A 15,192-nucleotide genomic window follows, 5' to 3' on the forward strand; every position below is an offset into this window, starting at 1 on the left:
CTGCGCCGCCGGGCGTGGCCTCCGCCGGCCGTGCGCGGCGTCAGCCCTCTTCCTTGGTCGCGAGCAGCCGCGAGAGGCGGCCGTCCTCGATGCGGACGGCGATGACCTTCTCCCGGTCGTAGACCACCGCGCCCGGGGCCGCGCCGCGCGGCTTGCGCACGTAGCGGCGCTGGACGTAGCTCACCTCGCACACCGCCTCGCCGCGCGCGTCGCTGAAGTGCGCCGCCAGGGTCGCGGCGTCCACCAGCACGTCCGCGGGGCAGCTCGCCCCCTTCGCGAGCGGCACGACGACGTGCGAGCCCGTGACGCCCTTCGCATGGAGCCAGAGGTCGTGCGGCCGCGCGTGCTTCGTCGTCAGCGCGTCGTTGTCCTCGGCGCCCCGACCGACGAGGATCGCCGCGCCGGACGCGCTGCGGTAGGCGTGGAACGGCCGCCGCGGCGCGGGCCGCCCGGCCCCGAGGGCGCGGGCGCCGGACGTCCCGGGCTCGCCGGCGAGCTCCGCGCGCGAGACGCCGAGGGAGCGGGCGCGCTGCGCGAGCGGATCGAGCGACTCGGGGCGCGCCTCCGCCGCGGCGACGTCCGCCTCGAGCGCGGCGATCGCCGAGAGGGCGCGCTCGGTCTCGGCGAGGCGCGCGCGCATCACCGCCTCGCCGCGCTGGTAGCGCCGCGCCTTGGCGAAGAAGGCCTCGGCCTGCGCCTTGGCGGGGCGCGCCGGGTCGAGCGCGACCTCGATCTTGCCGCCGGTCTCCCAGTCGTCGAGGAGCGCCTTCGCGGCGCCCCGCGGCACACGGGCGCCCTGCGCGAGCAGGAGCTGCCCCGTCTTCTGCAGGCGCGCGACGCTGCCCAGCCGCCCGAGATCGCCGCGCACCGCCTCGGCCCTGCGCTCGAGCGCCGCGCGCCGCGTCTTCACGGCGCGCGCGAGCGCCGCCTTCTCCTGCCCGGCGGCGGCGTCGTCGCTCGCCTCGACGAGCGCCGCGCCGGCGGCCAGCGGATCCGCCGGGTAAGCGACCGCTGCCTGCGGGGCGCCCCCCTGAGGCGGCCAGCGGAGGATCAGGTGGCCGGCGGCGTCGAGCAGCCGCGCCTCGCCGCGGCGTCCCGGCGTGAGCTCCAGCCGCCCTCCCGGGGACGCCCCCAACCTGGGTGGGGACGCCACCGGCCCCAACCCGGGTTCGGGAACTGCCGCCGGCCCCAACCCGGGTCCGGGGCCTGCCGCCGGCCCCAACCCGGGTTCGGCCAAACCCAACCCCGGTGCGGCCGCCGGCCCCAACCCGGGTTCGGCCGCGGCCAACCCCAACCTGGGTGCGCCCTCTCCACCACCTCGGTCATTTTCCACCATGACCGCCGGCCCCAACCCGGGTTCGGGTGCAGCAGCCGCCGCCGGCCTCAACCCGGGTTCGGGCGCGGCCAACCTCAACCTGGGTGCGCCCTCTCCACCACCTCGGTCATTTTCCACCATGACCGCATCATCATCACCCGCGACGATCACGATGCCGTCGCCCCGCACCTCGATCGCCAGCACGCGGCGGCCGACCAGGTGCGCCCTCATGGCGGCGACGAGCGGGTGCGACGCGCCGGCGCGGAGCCGGGGCAGCCTCGGCAGGATCCCTACCCCTGAAACGCGCGGCCCGATGCCGGCGCCGAGCACGCACCGCGTCCCGCCGTAGACGGCGAGCGCGACGAGCCCCGTCGCCGGGTTCGCGTGCGCCGCGTCGATCCGCGCCCCCACGCAGCGCGCGAGCGCCTCGGCGAGCGCCCCACCCTTCGCCGCGCCCCCCGTGTGGTCCTCCATGGCGAACGCCGCTCGTGCCCCTCAGCGCAACGCTTCGAAGTACGGCCCGCAGCAGCGAAGCCCGAGCTCGCAGGTCTCGCCGCGGTCCTCGCACGAGGCCACCTCTTCACCGTTGACGAAGCAGGAGCAGAGGGTCCTGCCGAAGCTCTGGGTGCGGCACTCGGCCGCGACGACCACGCCCCGGCACGCTCCCTTGCAACTACAGGCCCCGCCGGGATTGCCGGCGCACGCGATCCCCGGGCAGCCGTCGCCGTTCGCGCACACGTTGTACTCGTCCAGGAACCGCTGGCACCGGGGCCCGATGAGGTCGCAGTCGAACCTGCCGTTCATCAGACAGTCGAAGAACGGGACGAGCAGATCGTTGCACCGGGGCGCCTGGGCCAGCTCCGTGTCACACATCGTCCCGCAGCCGCCCGGCTCCAGCGCCCCGCACGCCTCCTCGTAGCGCTCGCAGTAGCGCACGCACGCCGACCAGGCCTCGCCGCCGCCCGCCCCGGTGGAGGCGCTCCCTGTCCCCGACGTGGCCATCCAGGTCGCGCTGGAGCTGACCGCGCTGGAGCCGTTCCCGCCGGCGCCACCCACGCCGGTGCCGACCGCGCTGGAGCCGCCCCCGCCGCCGGTCACCCCGGTGGACCCGCCCACGCCGGAGCCGCCCACGCTGGTGCCGCCTACGCCGACGCTGACCGCGCTTGCGGCGACTGCACCCGTGCTGATCGCGCTGGAGCCGAACGCGCCCGTGCCGATCGCGCTGGAGCTCGTCACCCCGGCGCCTCCTGACCCGTCGGGCATCCCATCGACGACGACGTTGCCACCGCACGCGCTCCCCCACGCCAGGGCGGCGAGCGCAGCGGTACGCATCCTGAGCATCGTCATTCCCATGGGCCGCAAGAGTAGCCCAGGAGCGCGCCCGGGCGCGAGCGCCGCGTCGACCCGCGCCCCCACGCAGCGCGCGCTCGTCTCGGCGAGCGCTCCGCCCTGCGCCGCGCTCCCCGGCTGGCCCTCCATGGCGAACGCCGCGGGCGCCCCTCAGCGAAACTCGTCGAAGATCGGCTCGCAACAGCCATGGGCGAGGTCGCACGCCGGGCCGAAATCCTGGCACGTGGCCACCTCGTCGCCGTTGACGAAGCAGGAGCAGAGGATCCCGCTGCGCATGTCGGGGCGGCACTCGACCGCGAACGCCGCGTTCGGGCACGAGCCCTTGCAGGAGCAGGCCCGGTTGCGATCGGCGAAGCACTCGAGCGGCGTGCAGCCGCCGCTGGCCTGGCACGCGTCGTACTCGGCCAGGAACGGCCGGCACCGTTCCAGGACGAAGTCGCAGTCGATGCCGCCGTTCGTCGCGCAGTCGAAGAACAGCGCGAGCGGCTCGTTGCACTGGGGCGCCTCGTTCACATACCCCTTACAGAACCCCTCGCACTGCCCCGGCTCCACCTGCCCGCAGGCATCCGTATAGGTCTCGCAGAACTTCATGCACGACGACCAGGCATCGCCGCCGCCCGCCCCGGTGGAGGCGCTCGCTGTCCCCGACGTGGCCATCCAGGTCGCGCTGGTGCTGATCGCGCTGGAGCCGCCCACGCCGGCGGTCACCGAGGTGGAGCCGCCCACGCCGACGCTGACCGCGCTGACCGCGAGCGCGCCCGTGCTGATCGCGCTGGAGCTCGTCGCCCCGGCGCCTCCTGACCCGTCCGGCATCCCGTCGACCACCACGTTGCCACCGCAGGCGCTTCCCCACGCCAGGGCGGCGAGCGCAGCGGCGCGCATCCTGAGCAGCGCCATTCGCATAGACCGCGAGAGTACCCCAGGTGGGCGCCCGAGCGCGAGCGCGGCACGGGCGCAACGGGCGCACGGGCGCGGATCGAGGCGAGCCGCCGCGCGGCCTCTCGTCCGCCGCGCGGCTTTGCGATAGAGACCCGCCGCGTGCTCCTCGACCTCCTGCTCGCCCCGCTGCTCGCCCAGGCCGACGCGCCGCCCCGGCCCGGACCCGCGGCGTCCTGCCCGCCCGACATGGTGCTCGTCGAGGGCACCCACGCCGAGAACGTGCAGCGCATCTGCACGAGTTACCGCGGCGGCCACTGCTTCGACTTCTTCCCCGGCCTGTTCGCCGCCGAGCCGCGCTTCACGCCGGTGCGCACGTGCATGGACCGCCACGAGTGGCCGAACCGGGCCGGCGCGCTGCCGGTCGTGATGCTCCGCTTCATCGAGGCCGAGCGGGAGTGCGCCGCCGTCGGCAAGCGCCTCTGCACCGAGTTCGAGTGGGAGCTCGCCTGCGAGGGGCCGTCCTCGCTCCCCTTCCCCTACGGCTACGCGCACGATCCGGCCGCCTGCAACGTCAGCAAGCCGTACCGTGGGATCAGCGAGCGGCGGCTCGCGTCCGACGACCCGGCGGTGCGGGCCGCCGAGACGCAGCGGCTCTGGCAGGGGGAGCCGTCGGGCTCGTATCCAGCGTGCGTGAGCCCGTACGGCGTGGTCGACCTGGTCGGCAACGTCGAAGAGTGGGTGTCGACCTCGCGCCCCGAGTGGCCACACCGCTCGTCGCTGAAGGGCGGCTACTGGTCCAAGCCGTGGGCGGGGTGCCGGGGGACCAACGACTCGCATGGACCGATGTTCCGGTTCTACGAGATCGGGTTTCGCTGCTGCAAGGATCCGCGGCCAGGGCCGTAGGACATGTGCTCGCGGCGTCGAGCACAGCCGTGCCGAACCGTCGGCGCACAATCAGTCGCCGAACGTCAGCTTCCACATCGGCGCCGGTAGGGTGGATCTGCCCAGGCCGGCGATGCGCGTCGTGCCGCGCCAATAGCCGTTCACAAGAAATTGCCGGCGACGGCCCAGAGCGGGCCGTCGATGGTATTGCACTCGAACTGGCTGCCCTGCTCGCCGGTCCAAGCGACGTGGCCCTTTTGCAAGTCGGCCACGAAGGCTCGCCCCTTCAGATCGACCTGGCGGACGGTGGCGGTACCTTCGAGCGTGCCGACGAAGCGCTCGCCATCGATCATCGCGCCCGGACCCGAAGGCGGCGCAAACGCGTCGAACGGTAGCTGCACGGGCTGGTTCAACAGCCGGGGTAGCTCCACCAACGGCAGCGAGAAGGCGACGGCGGTACCAGAAAAATCCGCCAGCTCACACTCCACCACGTGATGGCCCGGCTCGTCCTCGCCGCTGAGAAGGCTCAAGCCGACGTGGCACGGCAGCGCGAAGCTGAGCGACGTGCGCCCGCCGCCGCAGCTCATCGGCAACCGTGTCGGCAACGCCGCTTCGTCGATGGGGCCGACGCCGGGCGTTCCGGCGGAACCACCGCCAGTGCCTCCGGAAGCGCTGGAGCTGCCGTCGTTCGTCGCTTCTTCCTCGCCCGGCGAGAGCGTCGTCGTGCCGTCGCAGCCCGCTACGAGCCCCAATACCAGCAGTCCCACCAAGCGCCGCACCATGAAGCTACCCATAACTCCATCCCCCGCGCTTGGCACGCTCAGCTTCCGCGCTCGACGACCGCCGGCAGGCGCGTGGCCCTGAGCGCGAGGAGCATCGGACGCGTCAGTTACGTGCGCGGGGCTTATCGCCACAATCTCGGCTTCCCGGCGCCCGCGCTCGCGGTGGGGCCGACTCCTGAGCACGGCAATCATGGCCCGGTATCGACGACTCGCATGGATCGATGCTCCGGTTCCACGAGATCGGGCTTCGCTGCTGCGAGGATCCTGGACTGCGGCCGTAGCTGCCGAGCCCTCCCGGACGATTGCCGGGAGGGCTGGACCAACGTGCGCTGAGCGAGGCAGAGATCAGCGGGCGGGAGCGCCCGCGCAGATCCAGTCGTTGATCGTCTTGATATCGGCCTCGGGCAGCGGCGCGCCCGGCGGCATCCTGCTCTCGTCAGGGTCGCACAGGCCGACATCCTTCAGCTTGTTCATGAGATAGCTGCTGCTCGGCTTGAACGGCACGACGAGCGCCTGCTCGCGGGAGCAAGACCCGCTGTCCTGATCGACGAGCTTGCCCACCGCCGCGCTCGCGCGGAGGTCGAGCCCGCCGGACGGTGCGCCGGCGCTGCCGTGGCAGTACTGGTTCGCGCAGCTCCTCGTCAGGATGGGCTCCACATCGGCGAACGCCGCGGTGTCCGCGCCGCAGGCGGGATCGCTCGGAGGCGCGCCGCCACCCTCGCCCCCCGTGCCGGCTGGCGCACCGCCGCCGCCCTCGCCCCCGGTGCCAGCCGGCGCACCGCCGCCGCCCTCACCCCCCGTGCCAGCCGGCGCACCGCCGCCCTCGCCCCCCGTGCCGGCCGGCGCACCGCCGCCGCCCTCGCCAGCGCCGCCGCCGCCCTGGCTGGAGCCGCTGCCGCTGCTGGTCGTGCTGGAGGCGGCGCCGCCGCCAGTGCCCGTGGAATCGTCATCGGAGCAAGCCACCGCCGAGAGCCCGAGAGCCAGGCAAAGAACCAATCGAAGCGAATCGTTGTGATAAAGCAAGGTACCTCTTCATATGGTGTTGGTCACGCGGCGCTCGCCGCGCGAGCGATTGACGAAGAGACTAGAAAGCATGTGAACGCACGCGACGCAATCGCGTGATGGTGGACGAGGTGGTCGCCAAATTCCAACCGTGGCAGCGGGGCTGGCGCCTTGAGCGTCTGCCTGCCGACGGGAGTCGACGCGCGTCGATCAGAAACCGACGTCGCGCGCGCGTCCGGCTTCTCCACCGAAAGCACGCGGCGCTAGAGTACCGCGATGCGACAAACCTATTGGACCGGCCTGGCGGCGTGCGCCGCCCTGAGCACGGCGCTCGGCTGCAACGCGATCTGGGGGATCCCCGACGGAGAAGCCAGCGGGGATCCCGCGGCAGGCGGCGCGGGCAGCTCGGGCAGCTCAGGGGGCGCAGGGGCCACCGCGAGCGCAGGCTCGGGGGCCGGCGGGGGCGGGGGCGGCGCGGCCGGCGCGCCCTCCGCGGAGTGCCCGTTTGAGCCGTTCACAGGGCGCGCGCCTGGCGCGTGCCAGGCCGCCGACGGCGACAACGATTACCTCTCCGATCCGGAGAACTGCTGTGTGCCCGGCAGGAGCTGCCTCGGCGGCGCCTGTGAGGAGGGCAGGTGTCTGCCGGTCGTCCTCGCCACGGCCAACGACGAGGAGCACGAAGCGATCGGCCTCGTTGTGGATGGGGACGGGGACGATGGGCGCGTGCTCTGGGCGAGCGGCTACGGCAACACGATCTTCGCGACCGAGAAGGCGGCTTCCGGCTCGACCGAGCCGCTGGTGGTGCTCGACTCGCTAGCGACCCTGCTCGCGCGCTCGGAGAGCTCGCTGCTCATCACCGACGAGACCGAGCCGGACGTGCACCGGATGCCGCTCACAGGGAACGTCACCGTCTCGACGGTCGCCAGCGCCCAGGGAGCGGCGGGCTACCGGCGGCCCGTGGCCGGCGGCGGCTGGGTCTACTGGATCACCGGAGTGATCGAGGACCCGGAGCAGGATCCCGACGCGCGCGATGTCCCGAAGCGCATCTGGGCGGCGCGGGCCGACGCGACCGATCAGACAGGCCTCCCCGTCTTCGACCGGAACACGTACGTCGGAGGCCTCGCGCTCGACGCCACCCATCTCTACTGGACCGAGCTCCCGCCCGGCGGGACGCACAGCACCGTTCGGCGGATGGCGCTCGGAGAGCCCGGCCAGACCGAGATCGTCGCGTCGATCCCCATCCACGACGGCGATCTCCCCGGAGACATCGCGGTCGGCGAGCGGATCTTCTGGATCAGCGGCTACGCCATCTACGCCGTGAACAAGGACGGTACCGACGCAGGGGCGCTCGTGGCGACGGACTTCCCCACGCGCCTGCTGGCAGACTCCACCTTTGTCTACTGGTACAGCCGCGAGGGGCAGCTCCAGCGGGTGCGCACCTCGGGCGGCGCGCCGGAGCCGCTCGCCGACAGCGCGGACATCCGAGATCTCGCCCAGGACTGCGGCGCCCTCTACTGGACGACCTGGGCCACCGACGAGCGGCCAGCGTCGGTGATCAAGCTGGCCAAGTGAGCCGCGCGCCTGTCGCGCTCCCGGCGAGATTGCCACGATGGTTTTGCCACGATGTGACGAATACCCCTGGCCCGCTCCGCCCCCCGTCGGCGGTCACTGCGCCACGACGCCGAGCTGCTGGAACAGCGTCAGGTTGTCCTCGATGTGCCAGTTGTCGGTGATGCGACCGTCCTGCACGCGCAGGATGTCCGTGGCGATGAAGTCCACGGCCTGCCCGGCGCCCTTCCTGTCGCCGAAGGCGCCGGTGAAGCGGCCTCGAAAGCGCAGGTGCGCCACCACGCGATCGCCGGCGACGATCAGCTGCTCCACCTCGCAGCTCAGGTCCGGCACCGCGGCGCGGAAGCTCTTCGACGCGAACGCCGGGCCCTCGGGGCCCTGCGGGCGCCCCTCGGGCAAGGTGCGGTCGGTGAACGTCGGCGCGATCGCCGCGTCGAGGTAGCGCGTGTCGCCGGTGCCCCAGAACGCGTAAAAGCGGCGCGCAGCGAGGATCTCCGCGTCCGCCTGCGCCCTGGGCAGGCTCGCGTCGACGACCATCGACCGCGGCGAGGGCAGGTCCTCCGCGCCGGCGCCCTGCACGTAGCAGGCGCTCGCGGCGGCGAAGAGCGAGAGGGAGAGGGCGCTCATCAACAAGGGCTTTCTCATGACGTGTCTCCTTCGAACGACGATCTCGGGCAGCCGGTCAGCGCGCACGCGCCGACAGGAGGCGCCGCCGGCACGGCGGGGCGCAGCGTCGAGCGCGGCGGGCCGTGGACGGCGACAGGGACACCTTGATCCTTTCCTCCATGAAGGAGAACGAGCGCATTGGCCGAACCAGCTTTTCGAAAAAGTTGAAGATGTTCGCCGGCGCGCCTACCCTGCCCGGGTTCGCCGAGGGCGCGCGCGATGGTCGAGCTTGAGGACATGCAGCTGTTCGTGTGCGCGGTCGCGAGCGGCAGCCTGTCGGCGGCGGGGCGCGAGCTCGGGTTCTCGCCGGCGGTGGCGAGCAAGCGCATGACGCGGCTGGAGGCGGCGCTCGGCGTGCGCCTCCTCCAGCGCAGCTCGCGGCGGCTCACGCTGACCAGCGAGGGCGCGACCTACCACGAGCGCTGCATGTCCATCCTCGCCGACGTGAGCGAGGCCGAGCTCGCGGTGACCGCCGGAAAGGCCGAGGCGCGAGGCGTCCTGCGCGTGTCGGCGCCCGTGGATCTCGGCCGCCAGTGGGTGGGGCCGGCCGCGGCCGACTTCGCGGCGGCGCACCCGCGGCTCAGCGTGCGCGTCAGCCTGTCGGACCGCGTGGTGGACCTGTTCGAGGCCGGCGTCGACGTGGCCGTGCGCATCGGCGCGCTGGCCGACTCCCGCCTCGTATCGCGCCGGCTGGCCCGGAGCCGCCGCGTGGTCTGCGGCGCGCCGGCCTACCTCTCGCGGCGCGGGCGGCCGCGCACGATCGCGGACCTGGCCGACCACGAGTGCATCGTGCTGCAGCGCCCGGGCATGCGCGCCCTCTCGTGGACCTTCCGCACCGAGCAGGGGCTCCACACCGTCCGGCCCTCCGGACGGCTCGTGGCCGACAGCGGCGACCTGGTGCGCGACTGGGCCGTCGCCGGCCATGGCCTCGCCTTCAAGTCGATCTGGGACGTCGCCGCCGACATCGACGCCGGGCGCCTCGTCCCGCTGCTCACCGACCTGCCCGCGCCGGGCTCGGCCGTGAACGTCATCTACCCGAGCCGGCGCTTCCTGCCCGCGAGGGCGCGGCTGTTCGTCGACTTCCTCCAGCAGCGCTTCGCCGCGCACGAGGCCGCGGTGCTGGCCGCCTCGATGCCGCGCGCGGAGCCGCCGTCATCGCCTCGTGGCAAGCCGCGCGCCTGAGGAGCACCCCCGCGGCGGGCGAGGCGGGGTCGCTGCCGAGACGAGCGGCGCGCTTCAGGCGTCGGCCTGCGGGCCAGCGCCGATCGCCGACAGGAACTGCTCTCTCTCCTCGTCCGTCGGGCGCCGGCCCGAGAGGTAGCGCCGCTGGTGCGCGCGGGCCGCCGCCAGCGACGCCTGATTCAGGACGATGATCGGCACCTTGGGCGCATACAGGCTCGTCACCTCGATCAGCGTCGTGCCGCCCGAGCCCGGCGAGAAGCGGTAAGTCCCGAGCCCCCGCGTCCACAGCACGTTCTCCTCGAACGCATCGACGGCGATGACGCAGACCTCGGGCGAGACGCGCTCCGCGGAGAAGCGCAACGTCTGCGTGAAATGCCCGACGCCCGGGAGAGGCACGCTCATCCGGACGACGAAGCGCGGCTCACGGTACGATCCCGACTGCATCTCGCACCCGGTCCCGGGGAAGAGCTCCCGCGCGCAGCCGTGCTGATCCCACCACATCGCGGCGGCGTCGAGCGGGTCGATGTTCCCGATATCGATGACGAACCGGACGCCGCGCATGCCCCGCGCCTCGTCGTGGACGCTCTCGGCGTGCGCGATCTCCGTGTCTTCCTGCTGCCACATGGTCGTCTCCTCGCCCCGGCGAGCGAGCATAAGTGAAGCACCGTTGCGCATCAAGGAAGCGGCCCTCCGCGCTGGATCCGCGCCGCCGCCACGCCGCGACAAGGTGTCCGGCGCGGCGCGCGGCGCGCGATGCCTGTCGCGCGCCACACGCCGCGCGCCGCCGCCCGTCGGGCCGGCTCATGACGGCGCGACTCCGGCGAAACCCTACGACGCGTTCCGCCCTGGGGCGTGGACGGCCGGCGGAGCGCGTTGCTACCCTCCGGCGCCATGGACTACCGCAATCTCGGACGCACCGGCCTGAAGGTCAGCCCCCTCTGCCTCGGCACGATGAACTTCGGCCCGGAGACCAGCGAGCCCGACAGCTTCGCCATCATGGACCGAGCGCTCGGACACGGGATCAACTTCTTCGACACAGCCAACGTCTACGGGCGGAAGCGCGGAGAGGGGATCACCGAGCAGATCGTCGGGCGCTGGATCGCCCAGGGCGACGGGCGCCGGGACCGCATCGTGCTCGCCACGAAGGTCTACGGCCTCATGGGCGATGGGCCGAACGACAGGAGGCTCTCGGCCTATCACATCCGGCGCGCCTGCGAGGCGAGCCTGCGCCGCCTGCAGACAGACCATATCGACCTCTACCAGATGCACCACATCGACCGCGAGACGCCCTGGGACGAGATCTGGCAGGCGATGGAGCAGCTCGTCCGCGAGGGGAAGGTCCTCTATGTCGGCAGCAGCAACTTCGCTGGATGGCAGATCGCGCAGGCGAACGGCCTCGCGGCGCAGCGGCACTTCCTCGGCCTCGTCTCGGAGCAGAGCCTGTACAACCTCAACGCGCGCACCGTCGAGCTGGAGGTCCTGCCCGCGTGCCGCGCGCTCGGCCTCGCCGTCCTGCCCTGGAGCCCGCTCGCCGGCGGGCTGCTCGGCGGCGCCCTCCAGAAGGCGCGCGAGGGCCGGCGCTCCTCCGCCGACGCGCAGGCGCGCATCGAGAAGAACCGCGCCAAGCTGGAGGCGTACGAGGCGTTCTGCGCCGAGATCGGAGAGCGGCCCGCCGACGTGGCCGTGGCCTGGCTGCTCCGGAACCCCGTCGTGACGTCGCCCATCCTCGGCCCGCGCACCGCCGAGCAGCTCGACGGGAGCCTGCGCGCCCTCGAGATCACGCTGACGCCGGAGCACCTCGGGCGGCTCGACGCGATGTTCCCCGGCCCCGGCGGCGAGGCGCCGGAGGCCTACGCGTGGTGACGACGACCGCGACCGCCTCCTGACAAATCCCCCGGGCCCCCTCGCTCACGGCGGCGTGCGGGGGTTGATTTCGATTCCATGGCGGCCAGCGGATGGCCTACCTTCGAGGCTCGGAGAAGCGCCGGGCGGCGCCCGGGAACGAGGGAGTGGCCATGAGCCGATGGCGGTATGAACGAGGGCTGGAGGACATCGGCAATGGCTGCTTTGCCTATCTCCAGCCGGCCGGAACCTGGGGCCTCAGCAACGCGGGGCTCGTCACCTCGGACGGCGAGGCCCTGCTCGTCGACACGCTCTTCGACCTGAAGCGCACGCGCGAGATGCTCGACGCCATGCGCGCGGCGGCCCCCGCCGCGGCGCGGATAGGCACCGTCGTGAACACCCACGCGAACGGCGACCATTGCTACGGCAACGCGCTCGTCGAGGGCGCGACCCTCATCGCCACGCGCGCCGGCGCCGCCGAGATGGACGAGGTCCCCGCGCCGATGCTGGCCATGCTGATGCGACAGGCGCGCAGCGGCGCCGCGGGCGCGCTGGGCGAGTACCTCGTCCACTGCTTCGGCGCCTTCGACTTCGACGGGATCGCCCCCACGCCGCCGACCCGGGTGTTCGACGGGGAGCTGACCGTCGCGGTCGGGGGCAAGGAGGTCCGCCTCATCGAGGTGGGCCCCTCGCACACGAAGGGCGATCTGCTCGTGCACGTGCCGGCGGACCGGGTGATCTACACGGGAGACGTCCTCTTCATCGACGCGACGCCGATCATGTGGGCAGGGCCCGTCGGCAACTGGCTCAAGGCCTGCGACATCCTCCTCGCGGCCGACGTCGACGTCATCGTGCCGGGGCACGGCCCCATCACGGATCGCGCGGGAGTGCGCGCGGTCCGCGACTATCTCGTGTACATCCGCGACGAGGCCCGGCGCCGCTACGACGCCGGCATGCCCCCGGCGGACGCCTCCCGCGACATCGCGCTCGCCGACTACGCGAGCTGGAGCGACGCCGAGCGCATCGTGGTCAACGTGCACACGCTCTACCGCGAGTTCAGCGGCGGGAAGCTCCCCTCGCCGGGCCCGATCGAGCTCTTCGGCCTCATGGCCGAGCTCGCGCGCCGGCCACGTTGAGCGAGCCAGAAGAAGATGACGATCATCATGAGTCTGTCGTCGCGAGCAGCGAAGTTAAGCTAAGCGAAGATCACGCCCGTCGTCGTCCCTGGCAGCAGGCGATCCTCGGCGCATCGGCCGCGCACAGAGGGGCGCCGCCCGCCGCCATGGACACAGAGTTTCCCCTGAGGACGATTCCTGGTCAAGCGACGCCAGGGGCGCGCGGACAGCCAATGTCCTTGCCGTCGCGCCGGCGTTCGAGGGGTCCGGCGCCCTCGAACGGGCTCACATCGAGTAGGCGCCGCCCTGCCCCGCCGCAGCGGGGGCCTCGGCGGGGGACTCCCCCTCGCGGAGCTCTTCCACCGCCTTCGCGTGCTCGGAGAGCGCCGGCAGCGCCTGCGGGTCGTAGTCGGGCGCGACCCAGAACACCTCTGGCGCGGGCCTGTACTCGCTCGAATAGCTGCGCTCCGAGGCCCTGCCGTCCTTGTAACGGACGGTGACAAAGGACCTCACGTCGTAGCCGCACGAGCCCTTCTGGTGGCGCTTCACCTTGCCCTCGGCGAGCTCGGACTTCACGTAGATGCGCCGGATGAAATCGTCGGTGTGCTCCGCCGAGACGTGGTGTTCGACCTCCGCCACGGGGTCTCCGCCCAGGATCTCGACGCGGAGCACCGTCGGCTCGGGGAGATACGCGTGGATCATGATCGGGAACGGGAGCGTGTTCTTGATCTTCAGGTCCGACTCCGGGTAGGTCACCATCGCGTCGAGCCCCATGGGGATGTAGGCGCTCGGGCGGGAGTGGCTCTGGCGGTCCGGCGTGTCGAGCGCGCCGAAGAGCGACGCGGCGTAGAGCGTGCTCGAGACCTGACACGTCCCCCCGCCGTAGCCGGGGACGGTCTCGTCCCCCAGGATCTCCGGGGCGATCGTGAACCCGTTCTTGGCCGTCCGGGGGCCGACATGGGCGTTGAACGAGAAGGTATCGCCCGGGGCCAGGATGGTGCCGTCGATCTTGGAGGCGGCGTTCCTGATGTTGCGGGCGCGCCCCGCCTCCTTGCCGTGCTGCTTGAACTTCGTCTCGTAGGCCGCGACGACCCTGGTGACGTCGACGCTCACCAGGTCGGCGACGACGACCTGCGGCAAGATCTGCCGGACGGCGAGCTCGATGAGCTCCTCGTCGCCGTGCTCCCCGGCCCGCAGCGCCGCGAGGGAGGCGTCGACATCGAGCGCCCGGCCGGCCTGCTCCGGGATCTTGCGCCGGTTCGCGAGGTCGAGCCGCGCGTCCACGGGCGCCCGGTAGATCTGCGGAGCGAGCTGCTCGAGGAACACCCGCGCCCGCGGCTCATCGACGGCCCAGGCGAGCGGCACGTCGATCTCGCCGCGCCGCGCTCCTCGAGCCTCGCGGAGCCGCCGCGCCCAGGGCCCCTCGTGGCCGACGCGCTGCGCCGCCGCGAGCGTCTCGTCGACGTCGACCTCGACGCCCGCCTCACCGAGCGTGGCGGTGAGCTCCACGTCGTCGTGGCGCAGCCGGACCACGCGCTCGCGAAGCGCGTCACGCCGCGCCGCGAGCCAGGCCGCCGGCGCGGCGCCGTCCGGCAGGAAGCGCTCGCCGACCGAGAGGCCGTGGACCACCGGAGAGGCCGGCAACACATGGCGCACCCCCATGGCGGCACCCACGCCGGCCGACCCGCCGAGCGCCAAGACCAGAACGAGGGCCCTCGTATCCACGGCAGCTCGCCATGGTAGCCGGATCGCGGACGATCTGGAAGATCGCTAGACCGTTGAGAAGAGAAAAAACCGTCAGAACGCCAAGATCGCCGAGGCGATCTCAGCCGCCGCCGACGAAATGGACGATCTCGATCACGTCCCCCTCGGCGAGCTCGGCGGCCGTGTGCTCGGCGCGCGGTATCACCTCGCCGTTGCGCTCCACCGCCACCGGCCCCTCGGTCAGCCCGAGCAGCTCGACGAGCCTCCGCACCGTGAGCGCTGCCGGCACGTCGCGCGCTTCCCCGTTCACCGTGATGTTCATGGCTTCCTCACCTCTCGCATCACCAAGCGCGCCGCGACCTCCGGCGGCTCGACGGCCTCCCCGGCGAGCGCCGCCCGGAAGCGCCGCGCGTTCTCCACGTAGCCCGCGGCGCCCAGCTTCCCGAGCTCGGCCTGGTCCGGCCGCACCTCGCCCACCACCCGGGCCGGGTTGCCGCGCACCATCGAGCGCGGCGGGATCACCCGCCCCGGCGGCACCACCGCGCCCGCCGCGATCACCGAGCGCTCGCCGATCTCGACGTTGTCGAGCACGATGCTGCCCATCCCGATCAGGCACCCGTCCCCGACGCGGCAGCCGTGGAGGATCGCGCTGTGCCCGATGGTCACGTCGGCGCCGACGATCGTCTGCGAGACGCCGCCCGTCAGGTGCAGGCACGCGAGATCCTGCACGTTGGTCCGCGGGCCGACGCGGATCGCGCCGATGTCCCCGCGCAGCACCGCGCCGAACCACACGCTCGCCTCGTCGCCGAGCTCGACGTCGCCGATCACCGTCGCGTTCGGCGCGAGGAACACGTCGCGCCCGAGCCGCGGGGACACCCCGCCGAGGTCGAGGACGAGCGCCACC

At 72.7% G+C, this 15,192-nt stretch carries 15 protein-coding genes; 5 read left to right on the forward strand and 10 right to left on the reverse strand.

Features of this window, described 5'->3' with window-relative positions:
• Nucleotides 1-40: 40 nt before the first annotated feature.
• The 3 genes from WME73_RS29400 to WME73_RS29410 all read right to left on the reverse strand — a co-directional run bounded on the left by WME73_RS29400 (nucleotide 41) and on the right by WME73_RS29410 (nucleotide 3,568).
• Nucleotides 41-1,789 (reverse strand): NFACT RNA binding domain-containing protein, encoded by a 1,749-nt coding sequence (locus tag WME73_RS29400; RefSeq protein ID WP_437911682.1) that lies wholly within the window; start codon nucleotides 1,787-1,789, stop codon nucleotides 41-43.
• Between the two features lie 21 nt (nucleotides 1,790-1,810).
• Complete coding sequence (locus WME73_RS29405; protein WP_437911683.1) at nucleotides 1,811-2,668, reverse strand: hypothetical protein; 858 nt, start codon at nucleotides 2,666-2,668, stop codon at nucleotides 1,811-1,813.
• Between the two features lie 147 nt (nucleotides 2,669-2,815).
• Entirely contained in the window at nucleotides 2,816-3,568 is a 753-nt protein-coding gene (locus tag WME73_RS29410) for a hypothetical protein (RefSeq protein WP_437911684.1), read from the reverse strand.
• A 135-nt stretch (nucleotides 3,569-3,703) separates the two neighbouring features.
• Here WME73_RS29410 and WME73_RS29415 point away from each other — a divergent pair, with 135 nt between their 5' ends.
• Nucleotides 3,704-4,447: a formylglycine-generating enzyme family protein gene (locus WME73_RS29415; protein WP_437739708.1), complete on the forward strand. Its 744-nt coding sequence runs from the start codon at nucleotides 3,704-3,706 to the stop codon at nucleotides 4,445-4,447.
• A gap of 140 nt (nucleotides 4,448-4,587) precedes the next feature.
• Here the strand turns inward: WME73_RS29415 and WME73_RS29420 are convergent, their stop codons facing one another.
• Together WME73_RS29420 and WME73_RS29425 are read right to left on the reverse strand one after the other, a co-directional pair.
• Nucleotides 4,588-5,208 carry a hypothetical protein gene (locus WME73_RS29420; protein ID WP_437739709.1) on the reverse strand — a complete coding sequence of 207 codons (621 nt, stop codon included), beginning with the start codon at nucleotides 5,206-5,208 and terminating at the stop codon, nucleotides 4,588-4,590.
• 345 nt (nucleotides 5,209-5,553) lie between these two features.
• Nucleotides 5,554-6,171, reverse strand: a complete 618-nt coding sequence (locus WME73_RS29425; RefSeq protein ID WP_437739710.1) for a hypothetical protein — start codon at nucleotides 6,169-6,171, stop codon at nucleotides 5,554-5,556.
• A 315-nt stretch (nucleotides 6,172-6,486) separates the two neighbouring features.
• On the opposite strand from WME73_RS29425, the gene WME73_RS29430 reads away from it, so the two are divergent.
• Nucleotides 6,487-7,782, forward strand: coding sequence for a hypothetical protein (locus WME73_RS29430; protein ID WP_437911685.1), 1,296 nt, complete (start codon nucleotides 6,487-6,489; stop codon nucleotides 7,780-7,782).
• A gap of 93 nt (nucleotides 7,783-7,875) precedes the next feature.
• Here WME73_RS29430 and WME73_RS29435 read toward each other — a convergent pair whose 3' ends face one another.
• A complete protein-coding gene (locus WME73_RS29435; protein ID WP_437739717.1) occupies nucleotides 7,876-8,424 on the reverse strand; it encodes an ester cyclase in 549 nt (182 codons plus the stop codon).
• 240 nt (nucleotides 8,425-8,664) lie between these two features.
• Here WME73_RS29435 and WME73_RS29440 point away from each other — a divergent pair, with 240 nt between their 5' ends.
• Nucleotides 8,665-9,627: a LysR family transcriptional regulator gene (locus WME73_RS29440; protein WP_437739718.1), complete on the forward strand. Its 963-nt coding sequence runs from the start codon at nucleotides 8,665-8,667 to the stop codon at nucleotides 9,625-9,627.
• A gap of 54 nt (nucleotides 9,628-9,681) precedes the next feature.
• On the opposite strand, the gene WME73_RS29445 is transcribed toward WME73_RS29440, so the two are convergent.
• Nucleotides 9,682-10,251: a hypothetical protein gene (locus WME73_RS29445; protein ID WP_437911686.1), complete on the reverse strand. Its 570-nt coding sequence runs from the start codon at nucleotides 10,249-10,251 to the stop codon at nucleotides 9,682-9,684.
• A 267-nt stretch (nucleotides 10,252-10,518) separates the two neighbouring features.
• Here WME73_RS29445 and WME73_RS29450 point away from each other — a divergent pair, with 267 nt between their 5' ends.
• Both WME73_RS29450 and WME73_RS29455 read left to right on the forward strand, forming a co-directional pair.
• Complete coding sequence (locus tag WME73_RS29450; protein WP_437739720.1) at nucleotides 10,519-11,490, forward strand: aldo/keto reductase; 972 nt, start codon at nucleotides 10,519-10,521, stop codon at nucleotides 11,488-11,490.
• 152 nt (nucleotides 11,491-11,642) lie between these two features.
• Nucleotides 11,643-12,605, forward strand: a complete 963-nt coding sequence (locus WME73_RS29455) for an MBL fold metallo-hydrolase (RefSeq protein ID WP_437911687.1) — start codon at nucleotides 11,643-11,645, stop codon at nucleotides 12,603-12,605.
• A gap of 264 nt (nucleotides 12,606-12,869) precedes the next feature.
• Here the strand turns inward: WME73_RS29455 and WME73_RS29460 are convergent, their stop codons facing one another.
• From WME73_RS29460 to WME73_RS29470, 3 genes are all read right to left on the reverse strand, one after another.
• The gene (locus WME73_RS29460; protein ID WP_437911688.1) at nucleotides 12,870-14,246 is read right to left on the reverse strand and encodes a VanW family protein; all 1,377 of its coding nucleotides are present in this window, start codon (nucleotides 14,244-14,246) and stop codon (nucleotides 12,870-12,872) included.
• A 163-nt stretch (nucleotides 14,247-14,409) separates the two neighbouring features.
• Complete coding sequence (gene thiS / locus WME73_RS29465; RefSeq protein ID WP_437739723.1) at nucleotides 14,410-14,610, reverse strand: sulfur carrier protein ThiS; 201 nt, start codon at nucleotides 14,608-14,610, stop codon at nucleotides 14,410-14,412.
• Nucleotides 14,607-15,191 carry a gamma carbonic anhydrase family protein gene (locus WME73_RS29470; protein ID WP_437850250.1) on the reverse strand — a complete coding sequence of 195 codons (585 nt, stop codon included), beginning with the start codon at nucleotides 15,189-15,191 and terminating at the stop codon, nucleotides 14,607-14,609. The genes thiS and WME73_RS29470 overlap by 4 nt, the downstream gene beginning before the upstream one ends.
• Nucleotide 15,192: the final 1 nt, after the last annotated feature.

The organism is Sorangium sp. So ce302 (assembly GCF_051530145.1).
Taxonomy (GTDB): domain Bacteria; phylum Myxococcota_A; class Polyangia; order Polyangiales; family Polyangiaceae; genus Sorangium; species Sorangium cellulosum_B.

Excerpts from the sequence above, each read along its gene's own strand:
- WME73_RS29400 (WP_437911682.1), bottom strand. The coding sequence starts at position 1,789 with ATGGAGGACCACACGGGGGGCGCGGCGAAGGGTGGGGCGCTCGCCGAG.
- WME73_RS29405 (WP_437911683.1), bottom strand. The coding sequence starts at position 2,668 with ATGGGAATGACGATGCTCAGGATGCGTACCGCTGCGCTCGCCGCCCTG.
- WME73_RS29410 (WP_437911684.1), bottom strand. The coding sequence starts at position 3,568 with ATGCGAATGGCGCTGCTCAGGATGCGCGCCGCTGCGCTCGCCGCCCTG.
- WME73_RS29420 (WP_437739709.1), bottom strand. The coding sequence starts at position 5,208 with ATGGTGCGGCGCTTGGTGGGACTGCTGGTATTGGGGCTCGTAGCGGGC.
- WME73_RS29430 (WP_437911685.1), top strand. The coding sequence starts at position 6,487 with ATGCGACAAACCTATTGGACCGGCCTGGCGGCGTGCGCCGCCCTGAGC.
- WME73_RS29435 (WP_437739717.1), bottom strand. The coding sequence starts at position 8,424 with ATGAGAAAGCCCTTGTTGATGAGCGCCCTCTCCCTCTCGCTCTTCGCC.
- WME73_RS29440 (WP_437739718.1), top strand. The coding sequence starts at position 8,665 with ATGGTCGAGCTTGAGGACATGCAGCTGTTCGTGTGCGCGGTCGCGAGC.
- WME73_RS29445 (WP_437911686.1), bottom strand. The coding sequence starts at position 10,251 with ATGTGGCAGCAGGAAGACACGGAGATCGCGCACGCCGAGAGCGTCCAC.
- WME73_RS29450 (WP_437739720.1), top strand. The coding sequence starts at position 10,519 with ATGGACTACCGCAATCTCGGACGCACCGGCCTGAAGGTCAGCCCCCTC.
- WME73_RS29455 (WP_437911687.1), top strand. The coding sequence starts at position 11,643 with ATGAGCCGATGGCGGTATGAACGAGGGCTGGAGGACATCGGCAATGGC.
- WME73_RS29460 (WP_437911688.1), bottom strand. The coding sequence starts at position 14,246 with ATGGGGGTGCGCCATGTGTTGCCGGCCTCTCCGGTGGTCCACGGCCTC.
- thiS (WP_437739723.1), bottom strand. The coding sequence starts at position 14,610 with ATGAACATCACGGTGAACGGGGAAGCGCGCGACGTGCCGGCAGCGCTC.